Origin of the sequence: Natronorubrum texcoconense, from assembly GCF_900100335.1 — an archaeon.
Lineage (GTDB): Archaea > Halobacteriota > Halobacteria > Halobacteriales > Natrialbaceae > Natronorubrum > Natronorubrum texcoconense.
Window position 1 is genome coordinate 20,554 of record NZ_FNFE01000004.1, and the last position, 20,683, is coordinate 41,236.

Here is a 20,683-nt window from a genome sequence, read left to right on the forward strand (position 1 = left end):
TCGTCTAAATGTAGTGGGATTCACACGAACAACTCGAGTACTGTCTCAAAAATCTAACACAACCGAATGTCTGCTGAATCAAATCGGAACGTGAACGAAACTGTGACTGTGGTGACGTGATCTGCGTCTATGATAGCGGACGATACATTCCGTGTTCTCCTCATCGAGGACAATCCAGGCGATGCCCGATTGATCGAGGAGATGCTTCGGGAAACGACCGTTCCCCTGTCGTCGATCAAAAGCGGGAGTGGCGATACCCCACACCCGGAACCTGGAACCGGTACGATGGAGCTACTGCACGCCGATCGACTCGAGACGGGACTCCAGCAGTTGGCCGAGTCGACGGTCGATATCGTGTTGCTCGATCTGGGGCTCCCGGATAGCACGGGACTGGAGACGCTTACGACCGTCCTCGAGCACTCGGTAGCCGTGCCAATCGTGGTGCTTACGGGTCTCTCCGATGAGTCGGTCGGCATCCGTGCCGTCCAGCAGGGTGCCCAGGCGTACCTGGTGAAAGACGAGATCGGTAGCGAACTCCTGTCTCGATCGCTCCGGCACGCGCTCGAGCGCCACCAGCGTGAGACGCAGTTGACCGCGCTGTCGACGGTCTCGAGGGAACTGATGGCGATGACGTCCTTCGACGACATCGCCGAGCGAGCGGTCACGGCGGCGGCGGACTCACTCGACTTTCCCGTCGCGATGGTCTGTCTCTACGACACCGATCACGGCACGTTGCGGCCGCTCGCCGCCACCGACCGAGCGGAAGAACCCCTACCCACCGAGAACCCGACCGGCGACGTGGCCGACGTTTCGACCCGACTGACGTCGTCCTGTGCGGAGATCGTCGGACGAGCCTTCGCCACGGATCAGGTCCTCATCGACGCCGACGGGAGTTCCCAGACTGACCGCACGAACGCCGAGTTCCCGCTGGACAGCCGAATCGTGTTCCCGCTCGCTACCCACGGCGTCTTCCTCCTTGGCTCGGCGAGTTCGCCGACGATCCCGTCTACCGGCGTCGATTACGCGAAGATTCTGGCGACGAACACGCAGGCGGCACTGGAGCGTCTCGAGCGCGAACGGCGACTGCAGGAGCGGGAGGCCGAACTCGAGACGCAGACCGAGTCGCTCGAGCAACTCGACCAGATCAACGCGATGATCCGCGATATCGTACAGGGCGTCGTCCACGCGACGACGCGAACCGAGATCGAGCAAGCCGTCTGCGATCGACTCGTGGCCGCCGACTCGTTCCGGTTCGCCTGGATCGGCGTACACGACGCGCTCACGCAGGCGCTGACGCCACACGCTCGTGCGGGCGTCGAGGACGGCTATCTCGAGAGCGTCACGATCACGACCGACGAGAGCCAGACCGGGCGAGGGCCGGGTGGAACTGCCGTACGCACGCGTGAACTCCAGGTGATCGAGGATACGATGCGGGATCTCTCGTACGCCCCGTGGCGCGAGGAGACGATGAAACGCGGCTATCGGTCGATCGCGAGTATTCCGCTCGTGTACGCGGAGACGCTGTACGGCGTGTTGACCATCTACGCGGATCGCCCGGGGATCTTCACCGATCGGGTGCAGGCTGTCCTCTCCGAACTCGGTGAGACGATCGCCCACGCGATCAACGGGGTCGAGAGCAAGAAGGCGCTGATCAGCGATCGGGTCGTCGAACTCAAGTTTCAGGTGCGGGACGCGGAGCTCGTGTTCCTGGAGTTGACCGACGCGGTCGATTGCGAGATCACCTTCGAGAGCGTCGTCCCGCGAACCGACGATCGGCTTCGGGTCTTTTTCTCGACCCACGGCGCGCCGGTCGAGGAGGTGGTCGCGTTCGCCGAGCGAGCGCTCGCCATCGACGATCTCGCGCTCGTCGCAGAACGGGAGGGCGGCTGCGTGTTCGAGTGTACGCTGCGGGAGCCGAACGTCGTTTCGTTCTGTCTCGAACAGGGGGTGACGGTGCAGACGCTGACGGCAGAGCACGGAACGGGCCAACTGACGGTCGAACTCTCCAGCAACGCCGACGTTCGCGGATTTGCGGAGCGATTCCAGTCGACGTATCCGGAGTCGACGCTGGTGGCGAGTCGCGAAGACGAGCGATCGGTGCAGACGCGTCAGGCGTTCCAGACGACGCTCGACGACCGTCTCACCGAACGTCAGGCGGAAGTCCTTCGAACGGCCTTCTTCAGCGGCTACTTCGAATCACCGCGCGCGAGCAGCGGACGAGACGTGGCGGCAACCCTCGACATCGCACAGCCGACGTTCAATCACCACCTCCGCGCAGCCCTGCGAAAACTCTTGACACTCCTCTACACCGACTGAGGCCGTCGATCGAACGCCGCGTTCGTCTCCGCTTGCAGCTTCGCCCACCGGTATCTCAACTGATAGCCTCCGCTCGAGCGCGCATCTTTCAGTTGAGCTAGTATGGCTTTCCCGGTACACTCCGTTTCTACGGATAGATCAACAGATGAGCGCAACCGAACCCGTAACCCAACAGCTGTCTCCGGCCGACGAGGTGTGTACCACGGTAGCTCTGGCGGTTTCGGCCGCGACAGATACCCCAGTCGACGAACTGCCGCCGCTCTATACCGTAATCGATCCGGACGCTCTCAACGCGATTTTCCAACCGCGAACCGGTCGGGCACAGAACGGGACGCAGCTCTCCTTTACGATAGCGGGGTGTGCGGTCAGCATTCGAGACGACACCGTTACCGTCACCGCGAACTCGGAGACGCCGAGTGAACGAGCCGCCTCGGGGTACGCACGCGCGAACTGAGTCGCCGATGAGCTACTCCAGCGCCGGAGGTTTCGATGGATGACGACGGCTCCCCGTCGACCCCCGGAACGCCCGACTCCCCCGACCGCTGTGCGACCTGCGGAACGAGCCTCGATCCCGGTAGCTGGCACCCGACGGTCGGATACACGGATTCGGACGGGAGGTACCGCATCGTTCGGTTCTGTAGCAACGCGTGTCACGACGAGTGGCGGTCGGCTCGCGACGCCGGCGACTCGTGATGAACGGTTACAGTCGGATCAGCTCCTCCCTTCAGATTCCAATGAGTAAGACGCCAACGATACTGCTGCAGAGCAAATACGTGACGAATACACCGAGTTCACCGTCGACGACGGTGTCGTCGCCGTCGTCACCGATCCACGGAACGATCAGGCCTGGATCACGTCGACGCTGACCGTCACCATCCGGCAGTAGCGAGTCCCTGCCGTCCGGGAGACGCCGTGGTGCGATACTGACCGCGTCTATCACCGAGTGACTCGCCGTTGACTCGAACCGCGCTCCTCGACGAACGCTGTGATCTGACGCGCGGAGACGACTCGCGTTACTCTCGTTCGAACTCGGGTCGACTACGGCTCCCGCCGCTCGAGAATCAGTACGTACCGCGTCAACGACCGATGAACGCGGCGTTCGAACGCGGCCTCGAGTTCCCAACCCGCTTCCCGCGCCTCGCCGGCCCACGACCGATCCGCGACGACGACGGCCCGCGGGGCGACCCGGCGGGCCTCCGACAGCGCACCCGACACGAGATCCTCGAGTCGGTGCGTCTCGATCTTCGACTGCCGGCCGTAGGGGGCGTCGAACACCACGCCGTCGACGGCGTCGTCCGCCAGCGGCAGCCGGGTGCCGTCGCCGCGACCGACGTGCCACTCGCCTCGCTCGACACCCACGGGAGAGAGCTCGTCTGACTCGAGAAAGTGGCCCAGATTCTTCCGCGCACCCGCGACCATCTTCGCCTGGGCGTCCGTCCCGACGACGTCGGCACCCACCAGTCCGGCCTCGACGAGCACGCCGCCGGTGCCACACATCGGGTCCAGCACCGTGGCTCCCGGCCGCGCCCCCGCGACGTTCGCGACGGCGCGGGCGAGCAGCGGGTCCATGCTCCCGGGCTGGAAGAACGGTTTGTCCGTGGGCGCGCGCGAGCCGAAATCGCGCACGCTCTCGGCGGCGAGCCAGCCGAGCGCGCAGACCGCAACCGTCTCGTCGAGCGCTTCGTCGCCCGTTTCGGACGCGAACAGGTCACCAGTCTCTCGTTCAGCCTCGAGCCCGCCACCGGACTCGAGTGCCCCTTCCGAAAACGTCGCCCGGAGCACGTGGTCGGGGTCGTCGAGATCCACCGCGAAGCCACGATCGACCAGGATTTGGCCGAGTTCACGCTCCATTCGCTCGGTATCGACGCCGCTCGAGCCGTGGACGTCGGTCGCACGGACCGCAACCGTTCCCTCGCGGTCGATCGATGCGGCCTCGAGCAGCGTGCGGGCGCTCGCCGGGTCGGCGTCGGTCCGGCCGAGCAGTTCGCTCGCGCGGTGAGTGTACGCCAATCCGCGGATTCGCTCGGGAGCGACGGCGTTCGCGACGGCGAGTCCGGGGGCGATTCGACGGACGTCGGCGGCCCCGCTGGCTGCCTCGCGGGCCGCAAAGGCGTCGTCCTCGCCGCCGAGCTCGAGTAGATACACGCGTAGTCGTCGCCGCGGGGAAGCCATGAGCCTACCGTTTTTCGTGACGGTTCGCTCGAGATTCGTTCGGGCCAGGACCGTTTATCAGACACTAATCGCCGTGAAATCGAGCGGTATTCGATCGACGCGGGCGCCCTATATACCGGATATATCAGGTGGCGGTACTAACCTTTATAAACCTTAAATACGTCTTTTTAAGCGACTTATGACGGATCCCAAGGACACCATCAACATCGAAAACGTGGTGGCGTCGACCGGTATCGGACAGGAGCTCGACCTACAGAGCGTGGCCATGGACCTCGAGGGGGCCGACTACGACCCCGAACAGTTCCCCGGCCTCGTCTACCGCACGCAGAACCCCAAGTCCGCCGCCCTGATCTTCCGCTCGGGGAAGATCGTCTGCACCGGCGCGAAATCGACCGACGACGTCCACGAGAGCCTGCGTATCGTCTTCGATAAGCTTCGTGAACTGCAGATTCAGGTCAACGAGGACCCCGAAATCGTCGTCCAGAACATCGTCACCAGCGCCGACCTGGGCCGCAACCTCAACCTGAACGCGATCGCGATCGGTCTCGGCCTCGAGAACATCGAGTACGAGCCAGAACAGTTCCCCGGCCTGGTCTACCGCCTCGACGACCCCGAAGTGGTGGCCCTGCTCTTTGGCTCCGGGAAACTCGTCATCACCGGCGGAAAGAAGCCCGTCGACGCCGAACACGCCGTCGACAAGATCGTCTCACGGCTCGAGGACCTCGGCCTGCTCGAGTAACGCCGCTCAGTTTCGGTCCTCGCGGTGAACGCTGATTCTCAGCGGCGCCTTCGCCGAACTGGGTCACGGAAACCGACAGTATCGGTCGGTCACGGTTTTCGATTCGTTCTCGACGGTCGCATCTCCGACTCTCCGCGCTGATCTCCTGAACCGTTCACCGAGACCGATCACTCTCTTCGGCCGGATTATCGATCGTTTACCGGCCCGTGAACGATTCGTAGTGGGGTGAACTGTGTCTCAGGGAGTGGAACGACCAGCCGCGTTTATTGGATCCTCGGCTGAGTTTCAGCTATCGATGACGATCCATCCAGACCGACTGGCAACCGCGCAGGATAGCCCCGCTCCCGGCAGTATCGAGCGATTTCAGGGAGCCCTCCCGCGTGCGGCAGTCCGTCGCGTGCTGGGCAACGACCGTCGACGCGAGGTGCTCCGCAGTCTCCTCGCCGAGGACGGCTCCCTCCCGGTGTCCACGCTCGTCGCACGAATCGCGGACGCCGAACACGACGCGACGGCCGTCACGTCGCTCCTCGAACTCCGCCAGCGCGTCCACGTCTCGCTCTGCCGGACCCACCTCCCGCTGCTCGAGGACCATCGCGCCCTCGCGTACGACCAAGTGCAGGGGCTCGTCTCCCCCGGAGCGACGCTCCCGGCGTTCGAGCCGCTGCTCGAAGCGGAGTCGCTCGAGGGACCGGTCGACTCTCGGCTGGAGTCGCAGTCGGAGTAGTGTCCGTTCAGTCCTCCGTATCGGTATCGACGTTCGTTTCCCGGAGTACGCGACCGAGCCACCGGTGATACCGGTCGAACCACGGAATCGACACGATGCAGAGAAGAACCCCGGCGAGCCACGCGAGCGGTTCGCTGGCTCGGTCGGCAGCGATTCGGGATATCGACAGTTCGCCTACGACGAACGCGAGGGGGACGCCGAAAAGAAGCCCGAGCAGTAGATAGAACACGATACTGAGTGCGACCAGCGTGGCTCCCACGACTCCGAGAAGGACGAGCAGCCCGACCGCTGTGAGCGGGAGGTGGAACCACTGCGGCCTGACGAAGCTGGTTCCGGCCATTGATCAGCGTTCGTGAGTACCGACCTTGAATCCACCGTCGATCCTACTCCTCCGGTCCTGATACGGTCCACACTGCCCTTGGCCGCCGTACGATTCGCGCCGCCCTCGTCTCGAGGGTCCGATCGCGACTACTCGATCAACCGCTCGATCTCGGTGACCAGGATATCGCTCGCGCCGGCCTTTTTGACCTCCGTGATCGTCTCGAACACGTCCTGTTCGTCGACGACGACGTGGACGGCCACCTTTTCGTCGCCGTTCTCGTCCTTCCCGGCGATATCCATCACCGTCGGCCCGCCCATCCCGGGAATGACGTCCCGGACGTCGTCCAGTTTCGTCGTCGGGACGTTCATCATCAGGTAGCGCTTGCCCTCGGCCTGCTTGACCGAGGAGAGCGCCGTCCGGACCTCCTCGACTTTCGGCTCGGAGAGGACGTCCTCGCGGCCGAACAGCCGGACCGAGCTCGAGAGCACGTCGTCGACCACTGCGAGCCGGTTCATCTTGAGCGTCGTCCCCGTGCTCGTGATGTCGACGATGGCGTCGGCCATCTCGACGTGCGGCGTCAGCTCCGTCGCTCCCGTGACTTCGACGATATCGGGTTCGACGCCGGTGTCATCGAAGAAGTCGCGGGTGATGTTCGGGAACTCGGTGGCGACGGTCTTGCCCGCCAGATCGTCGACGGTCTCGATGTCGCCGTCCTCCGGCGCCGCCAGCACGAGGCGACAGCGGCCGAACTCGAGATCGAGCAGCTCCGAGACGTCGTCGACGCGGGCCTCGTGGACCTGATCGAGTCCGGTGATGCCGAGGTCCGCCGCGCCGTCGGAGACGTACTCGGGGATGTCCGCCGCGCGGGCGAAGAGGACGGAGACGTCGGGGTCGACCGTGTCCGCGTACAGTTTCCGGTCGGCACCGTTCTCGAGGTGGAGTCCCGCCCGCTCTAGGAGGTCGATCGTCGGCTCGTGCAGGCGGCCCTTGTTGGGAACGGCGATTCGCATTGCCCGGGTATTGGGCACGGTGGGGGAATTGTCTTTTCATCCGGGCGAATCTCCGCAGGGTACGACACCGCTGTTCGTTGACACCGGTCGTTCTACGCGCGGGCCGATGCCGATGCCCGTCATCACGACACTGCGAGATGCGTCTTCCAGGGTATCACGCTCGTCTCTGAAGACACGGCCGAGCTGTAGTCGTCACTTCGAACCGAACTCCCATAGCGACCCGGGAACAGCAACCGAGTTCTCGTTGGCCTTGCTCTCGAGGTGGAGTTTCGCCCGCTCCCACGGAAACTGTTACTTACCTGCCAGTACAGGATTAGATATGGATACTACACGTCTCTATTACGCGTCGACGATCCTCTGTGGCGTCGTTGTCGGAGCGATGGGGCTCTCGAGTGTCGCCGCCGGAAACACCGGTATCGCAGCCGCACTGATGGCGATAGGCGGCGTCGGAACGGTCTGTAGTGCGCTTTTTGTCCTAGGATTCTCGGAGAATCCGTCTGCATCTGTGCCAGCGGATCGGTGGGTCTGGGCGATGTTCCTCGGGGCGGTCCTTGTGCTTCTCGGGGGAGTAGGTCAGATCCTACTGTAAAACAGTTCTCGGATACCTCCTCACACCGACAGATCCGCCCGCCGGAGCAACTGCGCGTTGATCGCGACGATCACCGTACTCGCGGACATGAGCACCGCGCCGACGGCCGGCGAGAGTAAGATGCCGATCGGCGCGAGGATCCCAGCGGCAAGCGGCAGGGCGAACACGTTGTAGCCGGCCGCCCAGACGATGTTCTCCTGCATCTTCCGGTAGCTCTTCGCGCTCAGTCGGACGAGGCTGGCGACGTCGCGCGGGTCGTTCTCGACGAGCACCACGTCCGCCGACTCGACGGCCACGTCGGTGCCCGAGCCGATGGCGATTCCCACGTCGGCTCGAGTAAGCGCGGGCGCGTCGTTGACGCCATCGCCGACCATCGCGACGAGGTGGCCTCGATCCTGTAACTCGAGGATCTTCTCGTCTTTGTCCTCGGGCAGTACCTCGGCGAAGACGGTGTCGATGCCGAGTTCGTCGGCGACGCTGTGGGCCACGTCCGCGTCGTCGCCGGTCAGCATCGCGACCTCGACGCCCATCCCGTGGAGCGCGTCGATGGCCTCGAAGCTCTCCTCGCGGATCACGTCTGCCAGCGCGACCGCGCCGACGATTTCCTCGTCGTGTAACACGTAGACGACGCCCTCGCCCCGAGCGCCGGCCTCGTCCGCGAAGCGCTCGAGGTCGGTGGACGGTTCGACCTCGAGATATCGGAGCAGGTTGGGACCGCCGACGGAGACACCCATAGTGACCACCGTGGCGGTAACCACCACGTCGGTACCAGCGCCTGCTAGCTGGCGACTCTTCTTTCGAAACCAACCGTATCACAGGCTCGACTGACGTACGGAGCCGAACGAGGACGGTCCGATAACGACCGGCTTCAATCGTTCGGCCGGTGAGTCGATCGAGTTTAGTTTCGAAACTCGCGCTCGAAGATATTCTTATATTCAAAAGCACAATCCGCTTGAACGTCTATCCCGTACAGCTATACATGAGCACCAGACGAGCGCACCTCGAGATCACCGGCATGTCGTGTTCGACGTGCTCGGGGACCGTCGAGGACGCGGTGGCGGGCCTCGAGGGCGTCGAGTCGGCGAGTGCGAACTACGCGACCGACGAGGGGACGGTCGCGTACGACCCCGAGGCCGTCTCGCTGGCCGAGATCTACGACGCCATCGACGACGCGGGCTACGAGGCCGCTTCGGAGTCGGAGACGATCACGGTGATGGGGATGTCCTGTTCGACGTGTTCCGGCTCCGTCGCGGACGCGGTCACGGAACTGCCGGGCGTGATTCGAGCGGACGTGAACTTCGCGTCCGACGAGGCTCGCGTCGAGTACAACCCGAACGACGTCTCGCTGGGTGAGATTCACACGGCTATCGAGGCGGCCGGCTACGAACCTGTCCGCGACGAGCGCGACGACACCGACGGAACGCAGGGCTCGAGCCAGCGCGAGCGCGCCGTCGAGAAGGAGCTTCGGCGCCAGCGACGACTGGTGATCGGCGGCGGACTCCTCACGCTCGCGTTCCTGCCGATGATGATCGAGATGTTGTTCGGCCTCGCCGGCGTCGCCTCGCCGATTCCGGCGGCGTTGGCCCATCCGCCGGGCTGGCTCGAGTTCGTCCTCGCGACGGTCCTGATGGGGACGCTCGGGATGGAGTTCCTCCGCGGCGCCTGGCGGGCGTTCTCGCACAATCGGCGAGCGAACATGGACACGCTGGTGGCCGTCGGCACCTCCGCGGGCTACGTCTACAGTACGGCGGTGCTGGCCGGCGCGATCACCGGCGGGCTCTACTTCGAGGCCGTCGCCTTCATCCTCTGGTTCATCACGCTGGGCAACTGGCTCGAGGTCCGATCGAAGGCTCGGGCCGGCAACGCCCTCCGCGAACTCCTGCAGATGGAGGCCGAGGAGGCGACCGTCGTGGAAGACGGAGACGAACGGCAGGTCCCACTCGAGGACGTCACGGTCGGCGACGTGATGAAGGTCCGGCCGGGCGAGCGGATTCCGACGGACGGCGTGGTAGTCGACGGCCAGAGTGCCGTCGACGAGTCGATGCTCACCGGCGAGTCCGTCCCAGTCGAGAAGGGCGAGGGCGACGAAGTGGTCGGCTCGACGATCAACGAGAACGGCGTGCTCCTCGTGGAGGCCACCAAAGTCGGCTCCGAGACGGCGATCCAGCAGATCGTCGATCGGGTGAAAGAGGCCCAGTCGCGCCAGCCCGAGATCCAGCGGCTGGTCGACAAAGTGAGCGCCTACTTCGTCCCCGCGGTGATCGTCAACGCGATTCTCTGGGCGACGCTCTGGTTCCTCTTTCCGGACGCGCTGTACGGCGTTTCGTCGGCGCTCGGGAGCTGGATTCCGATCCTCGAGCCCGTCGGCGGCGGCCCCGTCATCGGCGGCGTGCCGGTCCTCGAGTTCTCGGTCGTCGTGCTCGCTTCGGCCCTGCTGATCGCCTGTCCCTGCGCGCTGGGGCTGGCGACGCCCGCGGCGACGATGGTCGGCTCGACCCTCTCCGCCACGAACGGCGTGCTGTTCAAGGGCGGCGACGTGCTCGAGCAGGTCCGCGGTATCGACACCATCGTCTTCGACAAGACGGGGACGCTGACCCACGGCGAGATGGTGCTGATGGACGTCGAACTCGTGGGCGAGCGAGCCGCCACCGACGGCGGCGATACTGCGGCGGACGGCGGTCTCCTAACCGAACGCGAGGAGGACCTCGAGTCGCTCGTCCTCGGTGCCGCGGCGACGGCCGAATCCGGCTCCGAACACCCGATCGCCCGCGCGATCGTCGAGGGCTGTGCGGAACGAGGGATCGACGTCGGCGACGTCAGCGAGTTCGAGAACGTCCCCGGCCACGGGATCCGCGCCGAGACCGACCGCGGCAGCGTGCTGATCGGTCGTCGAAAGCTGCTCGAGGACGCGGGCATCGACACCGAACCCGCCGAGGAGACGCTGACGCGACTCGAGCGCGAGGGGAAGACGGCGATGCCGGTCGCGGTGGACGGCCAACTCTTGGGCGTGCTCGCGGTGGCCGACGAGGTTCGCGAGAGTGCGAAAGAGACCGTCGCGGCTCTGCGCGAACGGGGCACCGAGGTCGTCATGCTCACCGGCGACAACGAGCGCACCGCTCGAGCAGTCGCCGAACAGGTCGGCATCGATCCCGACAACGTGCGTGCGGCAGTCCTCCCTGAGGATAAGGCAGACCACATCGAGGACCTGCAGTCGGAGGGGGCTCGAGTCATGATGGTCGGCGACGGGGTCAACGACGCGCCCGCGCTCACGACCGCACAGGTCGGCGTCGCCATCGGCTCGGGCACCGACGTGGCCATCGAGTCGGCGGACGTGACGCTGATGCGCGACGATCCGGCGGACGTGCTGAAGGCCGTCAGGATCTCGGAGGCGACCATCTCGAAGGTGCGCCAGAACCTGTTCTGGGCCTTCGCCTACAACACGACGCTGATCCCCATCGCCTCGCTGGGGCTCCTGAATCCGGCGCTGGCGGGGCTGGCGATGGCCGCCTCGAGCGTGAGCGTGATGGCGAACAGCCTCTCGTTCGCGAAGTACGACCCCCACGAGGACTATCGGTTGGCGGTACTGAAGCCGCTCGAGTGGTTCCGTCGGTAGTCAATAGAAACGAGGGTTTTCAGTTCGCGTGTGGCACGGTTTTCCGTCGTGAGCGTGGCGAGTGAGATGTGAGGCGAGCGTACGTTTTATCCTGACCTGCCGTATCCGGGCCACTATCCGGTCGCGTTCGGGAAGAGCGCGTCCGCGATGAGAAACGTCACGTAGGCCTCGACGAACGCGGCGAGGACGAGGATCAGCCACGCGAAGACGACCAGCGCGGCGGTCCGGAGGAGATACCCCTTCGTGAACAGCGCGTCTCGAGTGCCGGCGATTCGTTGTCCGACCCGATGGACGAACCGAAAGCCCACGCCGGCGGCGATGAACAGCGCCGGCAGTTCGAAGATGCCGTGGGGGACGAGCAGTGCGAGAATGACGCCGAACCCGGATTCCAACCCGGCGAACACGGCGATGTTCCCGACGATCACGCCGTTGAAGACCATGATGACGAACGTCAGTAACCCCAGCGTGAGCGCACCGAAGATGGCGGCCAGGAACGGCGGCGTGTTGTTCACGATGAAAAACGAGGCCGTGAGCTCGAACCCGGCTTCCTCGCCGAGTTCGCCGTCCGTCCCGCCGGGGAGTTCGTCCTCGCCGAACTCCTCCATGATCATCTCGAGGAAGAAATCGATCAGGTTCACGCCGGCGAAGTAGAGCAGTGCACCGAGGAGGGCGCCGAGGGCGAACAGTCCGGTCGAGAACCAGACGTACAGCCGATGTTCGGCCCAGGCATCGTCGAGGTGGCCGAAAACGGCGGGTGAGGCCGTCCGCCCGACGAGCGCGATGGCACCGAACCCGGCACCGAGGACGACGGCACCGGCGGCGGCCGTCGGCGCGTCGTAGGCGACGAAAATCGCCGCGGCGCTCGCGAGCGAGACCACCGCGAGCGCGACCGTGAGCGCGGTCCAGTTGCGGATCGTCTCGGGATCCGGGGGTTCCGGGGGCTCCGGGGCTCGCTCTCGAGGGGGGTCCGCGTCCGGTGTCGGACTCGAGACCGATCGGTCGTCACCGATGTCGACGGTCGGCCGGTCGTCGACTCGAGACTGCTCGCGGTCGCGCTCCCAGTCGCGATTCACGCCGTACCCGTCGCGGTTCTCGGCGTCCGTCTCGGTCCGACCGTTGCGGTCGTCCTCGCTTCCGTTCATAGTCGACGTGTCGACAAATGAGTGGATAAATCCGCCGACTGTCCGGGACGGATACGGCTCTACCCCGCCGCGACGCTCTCGAGGCGAACGTGCGACTCGTTTCGGCTTCGACTCACTCGAGCAGCCGCCGTACCTGCGTCCGAAGCTGTCGTCGGCCGCGGGGCTCGCGAGCGATTCGCAGGTAGTTCGCCCCGGACTGGGCGACCCACAGCAGTTTGTAGATCGACGCGCGCCGATCGAACCCGGTCTCGAGCGGCGCATCGTTCGCGTACGCCCGCCGAAACAGCCCTCGAAGCCGCTCCCGTTCGGCCCGCGGGAGCCGGCCCGCGTAGACGTCGACGAACCGGGCTTCCGCTCGAGCCAGCGCGTACTCGGCGTGCGTAACGTGGGCGTTGCCCCAGTCGAGGACGGCCGTCACGGCACCCTCGTCGTCGACGAGGAGATTACTCGGCTGGTAGTCGCCGTGGGTCACCACCGGACGGCAGCCCTCGTCGCCCGCCAGGGGGACCGGAAAGCCCGTCAGTGGCCACCCTGGATCGACGGCGTGCCAGCCGTCGGGCGCTCGAAGGCGGAGCGATCGGTCGTCCGCGCCGCGTGCCAGTCCGCCGACGCGGTCGAACGCGAGTGCCGACGTCGCGTGGAGCCGTCCGAGCAGTTCGCCGGCGTCGGCGACGAGCCGTCGGCGAACGGCCGGCTCGAGGTCGAGATACCGAGGCCCGGGATTCCGCCCCTCCCGAAACTCGTAGATCGCCCAGCGCTCGAGGGGATCGTTCGATTCGCCCTCGAGTTCGACCGATCCCGACGCGAGGACGCGGGGGACCGGTAGGTCGGTCGCTTCGGCCACGTACTCGAGGACGAGCGGTTCGATCACGTCGTCCGTCCAGACGCTCGCCCCACCGCGTTTGCAGACGACTCGAGAGGGCCGGTCCTCCCCACCACAGTCACCCGTCTCGAGCCGACAGACGACGGTCTCCGCAACTGACCCCGACCGCGGCCGGTACCACGACCGGACCTCGGCCTCGAGCGCGTCGGCGACGAGTCGCTCGACCGTCTCCGCCTCCATACTCGAGGGATACACCGTGCTCGACGTAGTCGTTTGGCCGAACTCCGCCCTTGGCGTCGGCGTAGGGACCGCATATACAATCGCATCCGTCTCGAAACCACCGAGTGGATGGAGACGTCGGAACTGGTGTCTCTCGCGAATCGGACGCTTCAGGCCGCTCGCAGCGTCGGCTATCGAGGGTACTACCGCCTCGCCGCGGCGAACTACGACCGCGAACTCCTCGCGCGCCGTAATCGGACGTCGGCGGGGACGGTTCGCTGTTACGAGCCGCTCAACCGCCACGGGAGCGACGCGATGCTCGCCAAATTGGCCGCCTGCTGTGGGCCGTCGGACGTCGTCTACGATATCGGCGCGAACGTGGGGATTTACGCACTCGCGCTGGCGAGCGGCGCGCCCGGTCGCCGCGTCGTCGCGTTCGAGCCCTCGTCGACTACCGTCGAGCGACTGCGGCGAAACGTTCGCGCGAACGATCTCGAGCGCCGGATCGACGTCCTGGCCTGCGGCGTCGGCGACGAGAGCGGCGAGCACCCGTTCTACGTCTCGACGTACCCCGAACTGTCGGCGTTCGACCGCGCGAGCGCGACCCGCTGGGGAGCCGCCGTCGCCGACGTACCGTCGGTTCCGATCCGTCGGCTGGACGATATCGTGCTCGAGGACGACCTCTGGCCGCCGGATCACCTCAAAATCGACGTCGAGGGCGCGGCTCCCGCCGTCCTCCGCGGTGCTCGAACGACGCTCGAGCGCCACCGACCGACCGTTTTCGTCGAACTTCACGACGAGGGGCTCGCGGGGGACGTGCCGGGGGAAACGAGGGCGATACTCGAGGCCCTCGACTACGAAGTCTACGAGCGCAAGCGCTACTGGCGATGCGAACCACGCTGACGCCCTTTCGACAGTATAAGGCCCTCGCGGGAGAAACTCCATCCCATGACGACACTGGCGATCACCGGCGGGCAGGTGCTGTTGCCCGACATCACGGTCACGCGCGCGGACGTACTGGTCGATCAGGACGGCGGCGAGATTCTCGAGGTCGGCGACGACCTCGCGAGCGATGCCGACGAAACCCTCGACGCCACCGACTCGCTGGTCACGCCCGGCTTCGTCAACGGCCACTGTCACGTCGCGATGACGCTCATGCGCGGCTACGCCGACGACAAGTCTCTCGACGCCTGGCTTCAGGAGGATATCTGGCCGACCGAAGCCGAACTGACGCCCGACGACGTCTACCACGGCACGCGACTCGGGGCACTCGAGATGATCAAATCCGGGACGACCGCCTTCGCGGACATGTACTTCATGGTCCCGAACATCGCCGACGCGGTCGAGGAGGCCGGGCTCCGCGCCCGTCTCGGTCACGGGATCGTCACCGTCGCGTCGAACGACGAGGAGGCCCGCGAGGACGCTCGAGAGGGGCTCGAAGTGGCCGAGGAACTCGACGGCCGCGCGGACGGCCGGATCTCGACGGCGTTTATGCCCCACTCGCTGACGACGATCGGCAGCGAGTATCTCGAGGAGTTCGTCCCGCAGGCTCGCGACCTCGGCGTGCCGATCCACTACCACGCCAACGAGACGACGAACGAGGTGACGCCGATCGTCGAGGAACACGGCGTCCGACCGATGGCCTACGCCGCAGAACGCGGGATGGTCCAGGAGGGCGACTTCGTCGCCCACGGCGTCCACCTCGACGAGAGCGAGATCGGTCTGCTCGCCGAAGCCGGGACGAGCGTGGTCCACTGTCCCGCCTCGAACATGAAACTCGCGAGCGGGATGGCCCCGGTCCAGCGCATGCTCGACGCGGGCGTGACGGTAGGTATCGGCACCGACGGCGCGGCTTCGAACAACGACCTCTCGATGCTCGACGAGGCCCGCGACGCGGCCATGATCGGCAAACTCGAGACCGGCGACGCGAGCGCGGTCCCCGCCGAATCGGTGGTCGAGATGATGACGCAGGGCAGCGCGGACGCAATCGGACTCGACGTCGGTCGACTCGAGGAAGGGGCACCCGCCGACCTCGCTGTGCTGGACCTCGAGTCCGCTCACCTGACGCCGCGTCACGACCTCGTGAGCCACCTCGCGTACGCCGCCGCGGCTTCGGATGTTCGCCACACCGTCTGTGACGGTCAGGTGCTTATGTGCGACCGCGACGTGCGGTCCCTCGACGAGGAGGCGGTTCGAACGCAGGCGAGCGAGGCCGCCGAAGCGCTGGTCGATCGTGCCGAAAACTGACCCAGCCGTTCGGTTGAACAATCGGTACAGTGAACCGAATTGAACGTTCAGAACTAGTTATAAACGCTCGAACTGTCTCTCAGGCGCTCACATTGGTCCGGAATCGTCGAGAACTGCCGACGGGGTTTATTCACGAAGTACTGAATATCTGAGTGGATGAGTAATCGAAAACTATTCGCAGTGGTGTTCGCCGCTGTCGTGGTGCTGTCGGCGCTCGCACTGCCGGGCGTTGTCGCAGCGAGCGCAGCTGCGGGCGCAGCAACTAACAGCGGTGAGGACGATCCGTCGATCAACGTCGAATCGACCGATGATGGATACTCCGCCATCGTGGACGGAGAGGTCATCGAAAACGTCAATGTGACCGTTTCGACCGTCGACGAGAACGCCTCGTACGTGGACGCGGGGACGCACACGACCGACGAGAACGGAACGGTCGACCTCGAGGCACCGACGGGTAACGAGAGCGTCGAAATTTCGCTCGAGGCGACCGTCGACGACGAGTCCGTCGAGACGACGACGATCCTCGAGCCGGTCGAGGAGGAGCCGGAGAACTTCGGGCAACTTCTCAACGAGTTCAAGACCAACAACGTGACCGACGACGAGCCGCGGGGGCTCCAGATCGCTTCCTTTGTCGTCCAGAACAACCCGGGTAACGCACCGGATCACGCGGGCCCGCCGAGCCACGCCGGCCCACCGAGTAACGACACCGAGAGCAGCCAGGGACCACCGGCTCACGCCGGCGGTCCGTCTGATGACGGCGACGGAGACGACGACGACCGCGGGCACGGTAACGGCGGGGGCCCACCGTCCCACGCGAACGGCGCCGAGTAATGATCTGATCGTCCTCGAACCGACCGCCGAACGTCGACCGACGGATTCGAGTTCCACCTTGTCAGAGGCACGATCCCGTCGCCGCCGTTCGGACCGATCGCGACGCTGACGGTACGCGAAGCGTCCTGATCGAATCGCGTAGACTCGGTCCACACCGACCCTTTCGTTGTAACCGTTTTTCACGCGCTCGAGCGACACGGCTCGCGGAGACTGGGCTCGGACCGACCCCTGCCAACGACGGTCCGGGTTCGGTAGCGTTTTGCCTCCCCTCCTACTCAGTTATCGTATGACCGACACTGCGTATCCGCCGATCAGCGAGCAACTGGCGGATCTCGAGGCCGCACAGGAGGAAGGCCGCCGAAAGATGGACTGGGCGACCCAGCACATGCCCATCCTCGAGCACGTCCGCGAGGAGTTCGTCGCCAACCAGCCCTTCGAGGGCGAGCGAATCGCGATGGCGATGCACGTCGAAGCGAAGACGGCGATCCTGGTCGAGACGCTCGCGGAGGGCGGCGCGGAAGTCGCCGTCACGGGCTGCAACCCGCTGTCGACTCACGACGACGTGAGCGCGGCGCTCGACACCCACGAGAACATCACGAGCTACGCCAAACGCGGCGTCGACGACGAGGAGTACTACGCCGCGATCGAGGCCGTCATCGCCCACGAGCCGACCGTGACGGTCGACGACGGGATGGACCTCGTCGCCGCGATCCACGAGGACTACCCCGAACTGATCGACGGCATCGTCGGCGGGGCCGAGGAGACCACGACGGGCGTCCACCGCCTGCGCGCGATGGACGACGACGGGGCGCTCGAGTATCCCGTCTTCGCGGTCAACGACACCCCGATGAAGCGGCTGTTCGACAACGTCCACGGCACCGGCGAGTCTTCCCTCGCGTCGATCGCCATGACCACGAACCTCTCGTGGGCCGGCAAAAACGTCGTCGTCGCCGGCTTCGGCTACTGCGGCAAGGGCGTCGCTCGGAAGGCCTCTGGCCAGAACGCGAACGTCATTGTCACCGAAGTCGAGCCCCGGCGCGCGCTCGAGGCCCACATGGAGGGCTACGACGTGATGCCGATGACCGAGGCGGCCGAAGTGGGCGACGTCTTCCTGACGACGACGGGCAACCGCGACGTCATCGTCGAGGAGCACTTCGAGTCGATGAACGACGGCGTCCTGCTCGCCAACGCGGGGCACTTCGACATCGAGATCGACCTCGAGGCGCTCGACGACCTCGCTGTTGACCGCTACGAGGCCCGCGACGGCGTCGAAGCGTACGAACTCGCGGACGGTCGCCGACTCAACGTCATCGCCGAGGGGCGACTCGTGAACCTCGCGGCGCCGATCTCGCTGGGCCACCCCGTCGAAGTGATGGATCAGTCGTTCGGTATTCAGGCCGTCTGTGTTCGCGAGATGCTCGAGAACAGTGACGCGTACGAGGCCGGCGTCCACGACGTCCCCGACGAACTCGACAAGGAGATCGCGGAGATCAAACTCGCGGCCGAAGGCGTCGACTTCGACTCGCTGACGGACACCCAACGCGACTACATGGGGAGCTGGGACCACGGAACGTAGAGTCCCGGCGACCGACGGCGAGCCGCGTCCCGAGTCGGGTGATCCGCGAACCGAACCGGATTCGCCGGTCTCGGCGGGCCTCGATGAACCCTGTAACCGGTGAGATGCCTCGCGGTCGCGTCGTATTGTGTAGTCGGTTGACAACGAAGGTTAATGGCTGAGGGTCGCATCCTCTCCAGCACCATGAGTGATGATACCAAGTGGGATGGCAGAGACGATGCCCACACGGAACGCTCGTCGGCCGGGGATCTCCCGCCGCGAGAGATACTGGAGTTGGATCACGTCTACGAGGCGCTCGGCCACCCTCGGCGTCGGTATCTCTGCTACACGCTCCTGGAGGATGCGAACTGGTCGCTGATCGATCTGGCGACGAAAATCGCCGCGTGGGAGAACGACGTTCCCGACCATGAGGTTACCGACGGCCAACGAGAGCGGGTGTACGTCTCGCTCTATCACGCCCACGTTCCCAAGCTCGTCGACGAGGGTGTCATCACCTTCGCCGACGAGTCCGAAACGATCACGACCGCCGGGAACGCCGAACAGGTTTTGACCGCGCTCGCGGGCATGGGGGCGACTCTCGACGGCGCTCAAGAAACGCACGCGCGAAGTGAGATGAACGATGGAGAGCAATAACGGGAGAATCAGTGGCGGCGAACCGGCCCTCAGCGGGGACACTCACTGGCGACAGGTCGCACAGCGACACTACGAACCCGACCGAGACGGCGGCCTCACGACGCCGATCGTGTTCGCCATCGCGGAAGCCGCTGACGTTTCCCCGAGCGAGGTGAAATCCCCGCCGCTGTACGAGACTGTCGACGTGGCCGGCATCGAAGATGCGTTCTTCGGCTCCAGTGCGGGAACCGCACCTCGACGAGGGACGGGAACCGTCGAATTTCACTACACCGACTACCTCGTCAAAGTCAGGAGCGACGGCTGGATTCAGATCTACGAGCCGACCGACACCGAGTCGTTGTGAGCTGACACTACTCTCTCGGGACCCGATACGGTCTCTCGCGGTGTCGAACCGTTCGGCACGGCTAACCATCCCGCCGGCGTCGTGCGCGACGCGCGTGTTCGTTCTCGTCTTCGGCGCTTTCGTCTTCGGCGCTTCGTCCCGCAGTTTCACCCTTCGACGGTCGGCGTATCCACGCCGAACACGAGGCTCCCGTCCTCGAGTCCCCCGAGCCGAACCCTGACGTCGAACGGCTCGCCCGATCCTCGCAGTCCGGTACAGCTGCCGGTCCAGCGCCAGCCGTCCGTGACGGTCGGGATCGCGGTGGTCTCGAGGCGCTCGACGCTGTCGTCGGTGAACAACGTCTGCCAGACCGTCCCGCAGAGCGCGTCGCGATCGGCGCCGAACTGCATCGCGAACGATCGGTTGGCGAACTCGAGATTGCCGTCGGGTGCGGTGATGGCGACCGCGTCCTGGGCGAGTTCGACGCTGGCGAGCGATCGGCGGGAGAGCGCGGCGAGTCGGCGGTGTTCGACGAGCGTCTCGACGCGGTGTCGCAGTCGGTCGGGAAGCGTCGTCGTGTCGGGGTGGGCGACGCAGTCGGCCCATCGGTTGCTATGGATCGCGTCGACGGCGACCGACGAGTCGTCGGTGCCGTCCACGAGGAAGACGATCGGTAAGGTGGGCGTTCGATCAGTTACCCGGTCGAGCAGGTCGAGGCCGTCGCCGTCCGCCAGCGTGTACTCGCTGATGAGACAGTCGACGTCCTCGAGCCGCGCCATCGCGTCCGTGATCGACTCGGCCGTCCGGATCGTGAACTCGTCCCCGGTGGTCGCCTCGAGGTAGTCTCCGTACCGGTGATCGTTCGCGACGACGAGCGCGGTGATCGAGTTGGAAACCGGCGGACAGTCGCCGTCGCTCGTCGCGATCGATGGAATCATCTCCAGTTGGCCGCCGCTCGAGTCGGTCGCTCGAGCCGCGTGCTGTCGACCATCGGTAGCGGGCACGTCACTCGAGTCGGCAGTAGCCACCGCTTACGCACGAACATGGACCGTTCCGTCGATCAGGATGGTCCCGTCGCTTCGGACTTCGACGGCGTGATCACCGTACGAGAACTGGACCCGGCCGTTGACCGTCGCGTTCCCAGTAAATAGCTGATCGAGCGCTTCGGGGTCGACGACGTGGTAAAGGGGCTCGAGTTCGGTCGGATCAGTCTCGGTCGCGTCGGCGAGGGCGTCGATAACGGTGAGGCTGATCGAATCGTTGTGGTAATCGAGCGTCGCTTCGGGCATTATGTTCGTCCGAACGCGAACGACGGCTATTCTCCTGTCCATTATACACGTAATCTCGTTGCGATTGAGACACTACGTGTATAGAAGCCCGGACGAAACCGCACGACTCCGTCCGG

Annotated in this window: 20 protein-coding genes and 1 pseudogene; 13 read left to right on the forward strand and 8 right to left on the reverse strand. The window is 65.3% G+C overall.

From position 1 onward, the window contains the following. Positions 1 to 129: 129 nt before the first annotated feature. The 3 genes from BLT08_RS12890 (at position 130) to BLT08_RS12900 (ending at position 3,009) form a co-directional block, all read left to right on the forward strand. Positions 130 to 2,316 (forward strand): bacterio-opsin activator domain-containing protein, encoded by a 2,187-nt coding sequence (locus BLT08_RS12890; RefSeq protein WP_090307823.1) that lies wholly within the window; start codon positions 130 to 132, stop codon positions 2,314 to 2,316. Positions 2,317 to 2,461: 145 nt separating this feature from the next. Beyond that, positions 2,462 to 2,770, forward strand: a complete 309-nt coding sequence (locus tag BLT08_RS12895) for a HalOD1 output domain-containing protein (RefSeq protein ID WP_090307827.1) — start codon at positions 2,462 to 2,464, stop codon at positions 2,768 to 2,770. Positions 2,771 to 2,805: 35 nt separating this feature from the next. Then, a complete protein-coding gene (locus tag BLT08_RS12900) occupies positions 2,806 to 3,009 on the forward strand; it encodes a DUF7576 family protein (protein WP_090307830.1) in 204 nt (67 codons plus the stop codon). Between the two features lie 345 nt (positions 3,010 to 3,354). Here the strand turns inward: BLT08_RS12900 and BLT08_RS12910 are convergent, their stop codons facing one another. Beyond that, a complete protein-coding gene (locus tag BLT08_RS12910; protein WP_090307835.1) occupies positions 3,355 to 4,461 on the reverse strand; it encodes a methyltransferase domain-containing protein in 1,107 nt (368 codons plus the stop codon). A gap of 205 nt (positions 4,462 to 4,666) precedes the next feature. On the opposite strand from BLT08_RS12910, the gene BLT08_RS12915 reads away from it, so the two are divergent. Both BLT08_RS12915 and BLT08_RS12920 read left to right on the forward strand, forming a co-directional pair. Next, positions 4,667 to 5,227, forward strand: a complete 561-nt coding sequence (locus BLT08_RS12915; RefSeq protein WP_006092636.1) for a TATA-box-binding protein — start codon at positions 4,667 to 4,669, stop codon at positions 5,225 to 5,227. A gap of 295 nt (positions 5,228 to 5,522) precedes the next feature. Further along, positions 5,523 to 5,951 carry a DUF7344 domain-containing protein gene (locus BLT08_RS12920; RefSeq protein WP_090307837.1) on the forward strand — a complete coding sequence of 143 codons (429 nt, stop codon included), beginning with the start codon at positions 5,523 to 5,525 and terminating at the stop codon, positions 5,949 to 5,951. A gap of 7 nt (positions 5,952 to 5,958) precedes the next feature. Here BLT08_RS12920 and BLT08_RS12925 read toward each other — a convergent pair whose 3' ends face one another. Together BLT08_RS12925 and hisG are read right to left on the reverse strand one after the other, a co-directional pair. Continuing rightward, positions 5,959 to 6,291: a hypothetical protein gene (locus BLT08_RS12925; protein ID WP_090307841.1), complete on the reverse strand. Its 333-nt coding sequence runs from the start codon at positions 6,289 to 6,291 to the stop codon at positions 5,959 to 5,961. A gap of 128 nt (positions 6,292 to 6,419) precedes the next feature. Next, positions 6,420 to 7,283, reverse strand: a complete 864-nt coding sequence (gene hisG, locus BLT08_RS12930) for an ATP phosphoribosyltransferase (RefSeq protein WP_090307844.1) — start codon at positions 7,281 to 7,283, stop codon at positions 6,420 to 6,422. Positions 7,284 to 7,602: 319 nt separating this feature from the next. On the opposite strand from hisG, the gene BLT08_RS12935 reads away from it, so the two are divergent. Next, complete coding sequence (locus BLT08_RS12935; protein ID WP_090307847.1) at positions 7,603 to 7,872, forward strand: hypothetical protein; 270 nt, start codon at positions 7,603 to 7,605, stop codon at positions 7,870 to 7,872. 20 nt (positions 7,873 to 7,892) lie between these two features. On the opposite strand, the pseudogene BLT08_RS12940 reads toward BLT08_RS12935, so the two are convergent. Beyond that, positions 7,893 to 8,600: pseudogene (locus BLT08_RS12940) on the reverse strand (HAD-IC family P-type ATPase); the annotation flags it as partial. Between the two features lie 251 nt (positions 8,601 to 8,851). Between BLT08_RS12940 and BLT08_RS12945 the strand changes: the two are divergent. Further along, complete coding sequence (locus BLT08_RS12945) at positions 8,852 to 11,485, forward strand: heavy metal translocating P-type ATPase (protein ID WP_090307849.1); 2,634 nt, start codon at positions 8,852 to 8,854, stop codon at positions 11,483 to 11,485. Positions 11,486 to 11,598: 113 nt separating this feature from the next. Here BLT08_RS12945 and BLT08_RS12950 read toward each other — a convergent pair whose 3' ends face one another. Next, a complete protein-coding gene (locus BLT08_RS12950; protein WP_090307852.1) occupies positions 11,599 to 12,627 on the reverse strand; it encodes a stage II sporulation protein M in 1,029 nt (342 codons plus the stop codon). A gap of 112 nt (positions 12,628 to 12,739) precedes the next feature. Beyond that, complete coding sequence (locus BLT08_RS12955) at positions 12,740 to 13,690, reverse strand: phosphotransferase family protein (RefSeq protein WP_090307855.1); 951 nt, start codon at positions 13,688 to 13,690, stop codon at positions 12,740 to 12,742. 108 nt (positions 13,691 to 13,798) lie between these two features. On the opposite strand from BLT08_RS12955, the gene BLT08_RS12960 reads away from it, so the two are divergent. From BLT08_RS12960 to BLT08_RS12985, 6 genes are all read left to right on the forward strand, one after another. Beyond that, positions 13,799 to 14,572: an FkbM family methyltransferase gene (locus tag BLT08_RS12960; protein WP_090307858.1), complete on the forward strand. Its 774-nt coding sequence runs from the start codon at positions 13,799 to 13,801 to the stop codon at positions 14,570 to 14,572. A 45-nt stretch (positions 14,573 to 14,617) separates the two neighbouring features. Further along, positions 14,618 to 15,916: an amidohydrolase gene (locus BLT08_RS12965; RefSeq protein ID WP_090307863.1), complete on the forward strand. Its 1,299-nt coding sequence runs from the start codon at positions 14,618 to 14,620 to the stop codon at positions 15,914 to 15,916. 156 nt (positions 15,917 to 16,072) lie between these two features. Continuing rightward, the gene (locus tag BLT08_RS12970; protein WP_090307867.1) at positions 16,073 to 16,747 is read left to right on the forward strand and encodes a hypothetical protein; all 675 of its coding nucleotides are present in this window, start codon (positions 16,073 to 16,075) and stop codon (positions 16,745 to 16,747) included. Between the two features lie 286 nt (positions 16,748 to 17,033). Further along, positions 17,034 to 18,323, forward strand: coding sequence for an adenosylhomocysteinase (locus tag BLT08_RS12975; RefSeq protein WP_090307871.1), 1,290 nt, complete (start codon positions 17,034 to 17,036; stop codon positions 18,321 to 18,323). Positions 18,324 to 18,506: 183 nt separating this feature from the next. Next, positions 18,507 to 18,956: a DUF7344 domain-containing protein gene (locus tag BLT08_RS12980; protein WP_090307875.1), complete on the forward strand. Its 450-nt coding sequence runs from the start codon at positions 18,507 to 18,509 to the stop codon at positions 18,954 to 18,956. Beyond that, entirely contained in the window at positions 18,943 to 19,299 is a 357-nt protein-coding gene (locus tag BLT08_RS12985; protein ID WP_090307880.1) for a HalOD1 output domain-containing protein, read from the forward strand. Before BLT08_RS12980 ends, BLT08_RS12985 begins: the two co-directional genes overlap by 14 nt. A gap of 146 nt (positions 19,300 to 19,445) precedes the next feature. Here the strand turns inward: BLT08_RS12985 and BLT08_RS12990 are convergent, their stop codons facing one another. Together BLT08_RS12990 and BLT08_RS12995 are read right to left on the reverse strand one after the other, a co-directional pair. Beyond that, positions 19,446 to 20,306 carry a PAS domain-containing protein gene (locus BLT08_RS12990; RefSeq protein ID WP_245724213.1) on the reverse strand — a complete coding sequence of 287 codons (861 nt, stop codon included), beginning with the start codon at positions 20,304 to 20,306 and terminating at the stop codon, positions 19,446 to 19,448. A gap of 3 nt (positions 20,307 to 20,309) precedes the next feature. Continuing rightward, entirely contained in the window at positions 20,310 to 20,567 is a 258-nt protein-coding gene (locus tag BLT08_RS12995) for a DdfA family disk-determining factor (RefSeq protein ID WP_090307884.1), read from the reverse strand. Between the last annotated feature and the right edge of the window lie 116 nt (positions 20,568 to 20,683).

Bases quoted from the DNA above. Each gene is read 5' to 3' on its own strand.
- BLT08_RS12945 (WP_090307849.1), top strand. From the start codon at position 8,852: ATGAGCACCAGACGAGCGCACCTCGAGATCACCGGCATGTCGTGTTCG.
- hisG (WP_090307844.1), bottom strand. From the start codon at position 7,283: ATGCGAATCGCCGTTCCCAACAAGGGCCGCCTGCACGAGCCGACGATC.
- BLT08_RS12960 (WP_090307858.1), top strand. From the start codon at position 13,799: ATGGAGACGTCGGAACTGGTGTCTCTCGCGAATCGGACGCTTCAGGCC.
- BLT08_RS12970 (WP_090307867.1), top strand. From the start codon at position 16,073: ATGAGTAATCGAAAACTATTCGCAGTGGTGTTCGCCGCTGTCGTGGTG.
- BLT08_RS12895 (WP_090307827.1), top strand. From the start codon at position 2,462: ATGAGCGCAACCGAACCCGTAACCCAACAGCTGTCTCCGGCCGACGAG.
- BLT08_RS12980 (WP_090307875.1), top strand. From the start codon at position 18,507: ATGAGTGATGATACCAAGTGGGATGGCAGAGACGATGCCCACACGGAA.
- BLT08_RS12985 (WP_090307880.1), top strand. From the start codon at position 18,943: ATGGAGAGCAATAACGGGAGAATCAGTGGCGGCGAACCGGCCCTCAGC.
- BLT08_RS12955 (WP_090307855.1), bottom strand. From the start codon at position 13,690: ATGGAGGCGGAGACGGTCGAGCGACTCGTCGCCGACGCGCTCGAGGCC.
- BLT08_RS12915 (WP_006092636.1), top strand. From the start codon at position 4,667: ATGACGGATCCCAAGGACACCATCAACATCGAAAACGTGGTGGCGTCG.
- BLT08_RS12935 (WP_090307847.1), top strand. From the start codon at position 7,603: ATGGATACTACACGTCTCTATTACGCGTCGACGATCCTCTGTGGCGTC.
- BLT08_RS12995 (WP_090307884.1), bottom strand. From the start codon at position 20,567: ATGCCCGAAGCGACGCTCGATTACCACAACGATTCGATCAGCCTCACC.
- BLT08_RS12890 (WP_090307823.1), top strand. From the start codon at position 130: ATGATAGCGGACGATACATTCCGTGTTCTCCTCATCGAGGACAATCCA.
- BLT08_RS12900 (WP_090307830.1), top strand. From the start codon at position 2,806: ATGGATGACGACGGCTCCCCGTCGACCCCCGGAACGCCCGACTCCCCC.
- BLT08_RS12925 (WP_090307841.1), bottom strand. From the start codon at position 6,291: ATGGCCGGAACCAGCTTCGTCAGGCCGCAGTGGTTCCACCTCCCGCTC.
- BLT08_RS12920 (WP_090307837.1), top strand. From the start codon at position 5,523: ATGACGATCCATCCAGACCGACTGGCAACCGCGCAGGATAGCCCCGCT.
- BLT08_RS12950 (WP_090307852.1), bottom strand. From the start codon at position 12,627: ATGAACGGAAGCGAGGACGACCGCAACGGTCGGACCGAGACGGACGCC.
- BLT08_RS12975 (WP_090307871.1), top strand. From the start codon at position 17,034: ATGACCGACACTGCGTATCCGCCGATCAGCGAGCAACTGGCGGATCTC.
- BLT08_RS12965 (WP_090307863.1), top strand. From the start codon at position 14,618: ATGACGACACTGGCGATCACCGGCGGGCAGGTGCTGTTGCCCGACATC.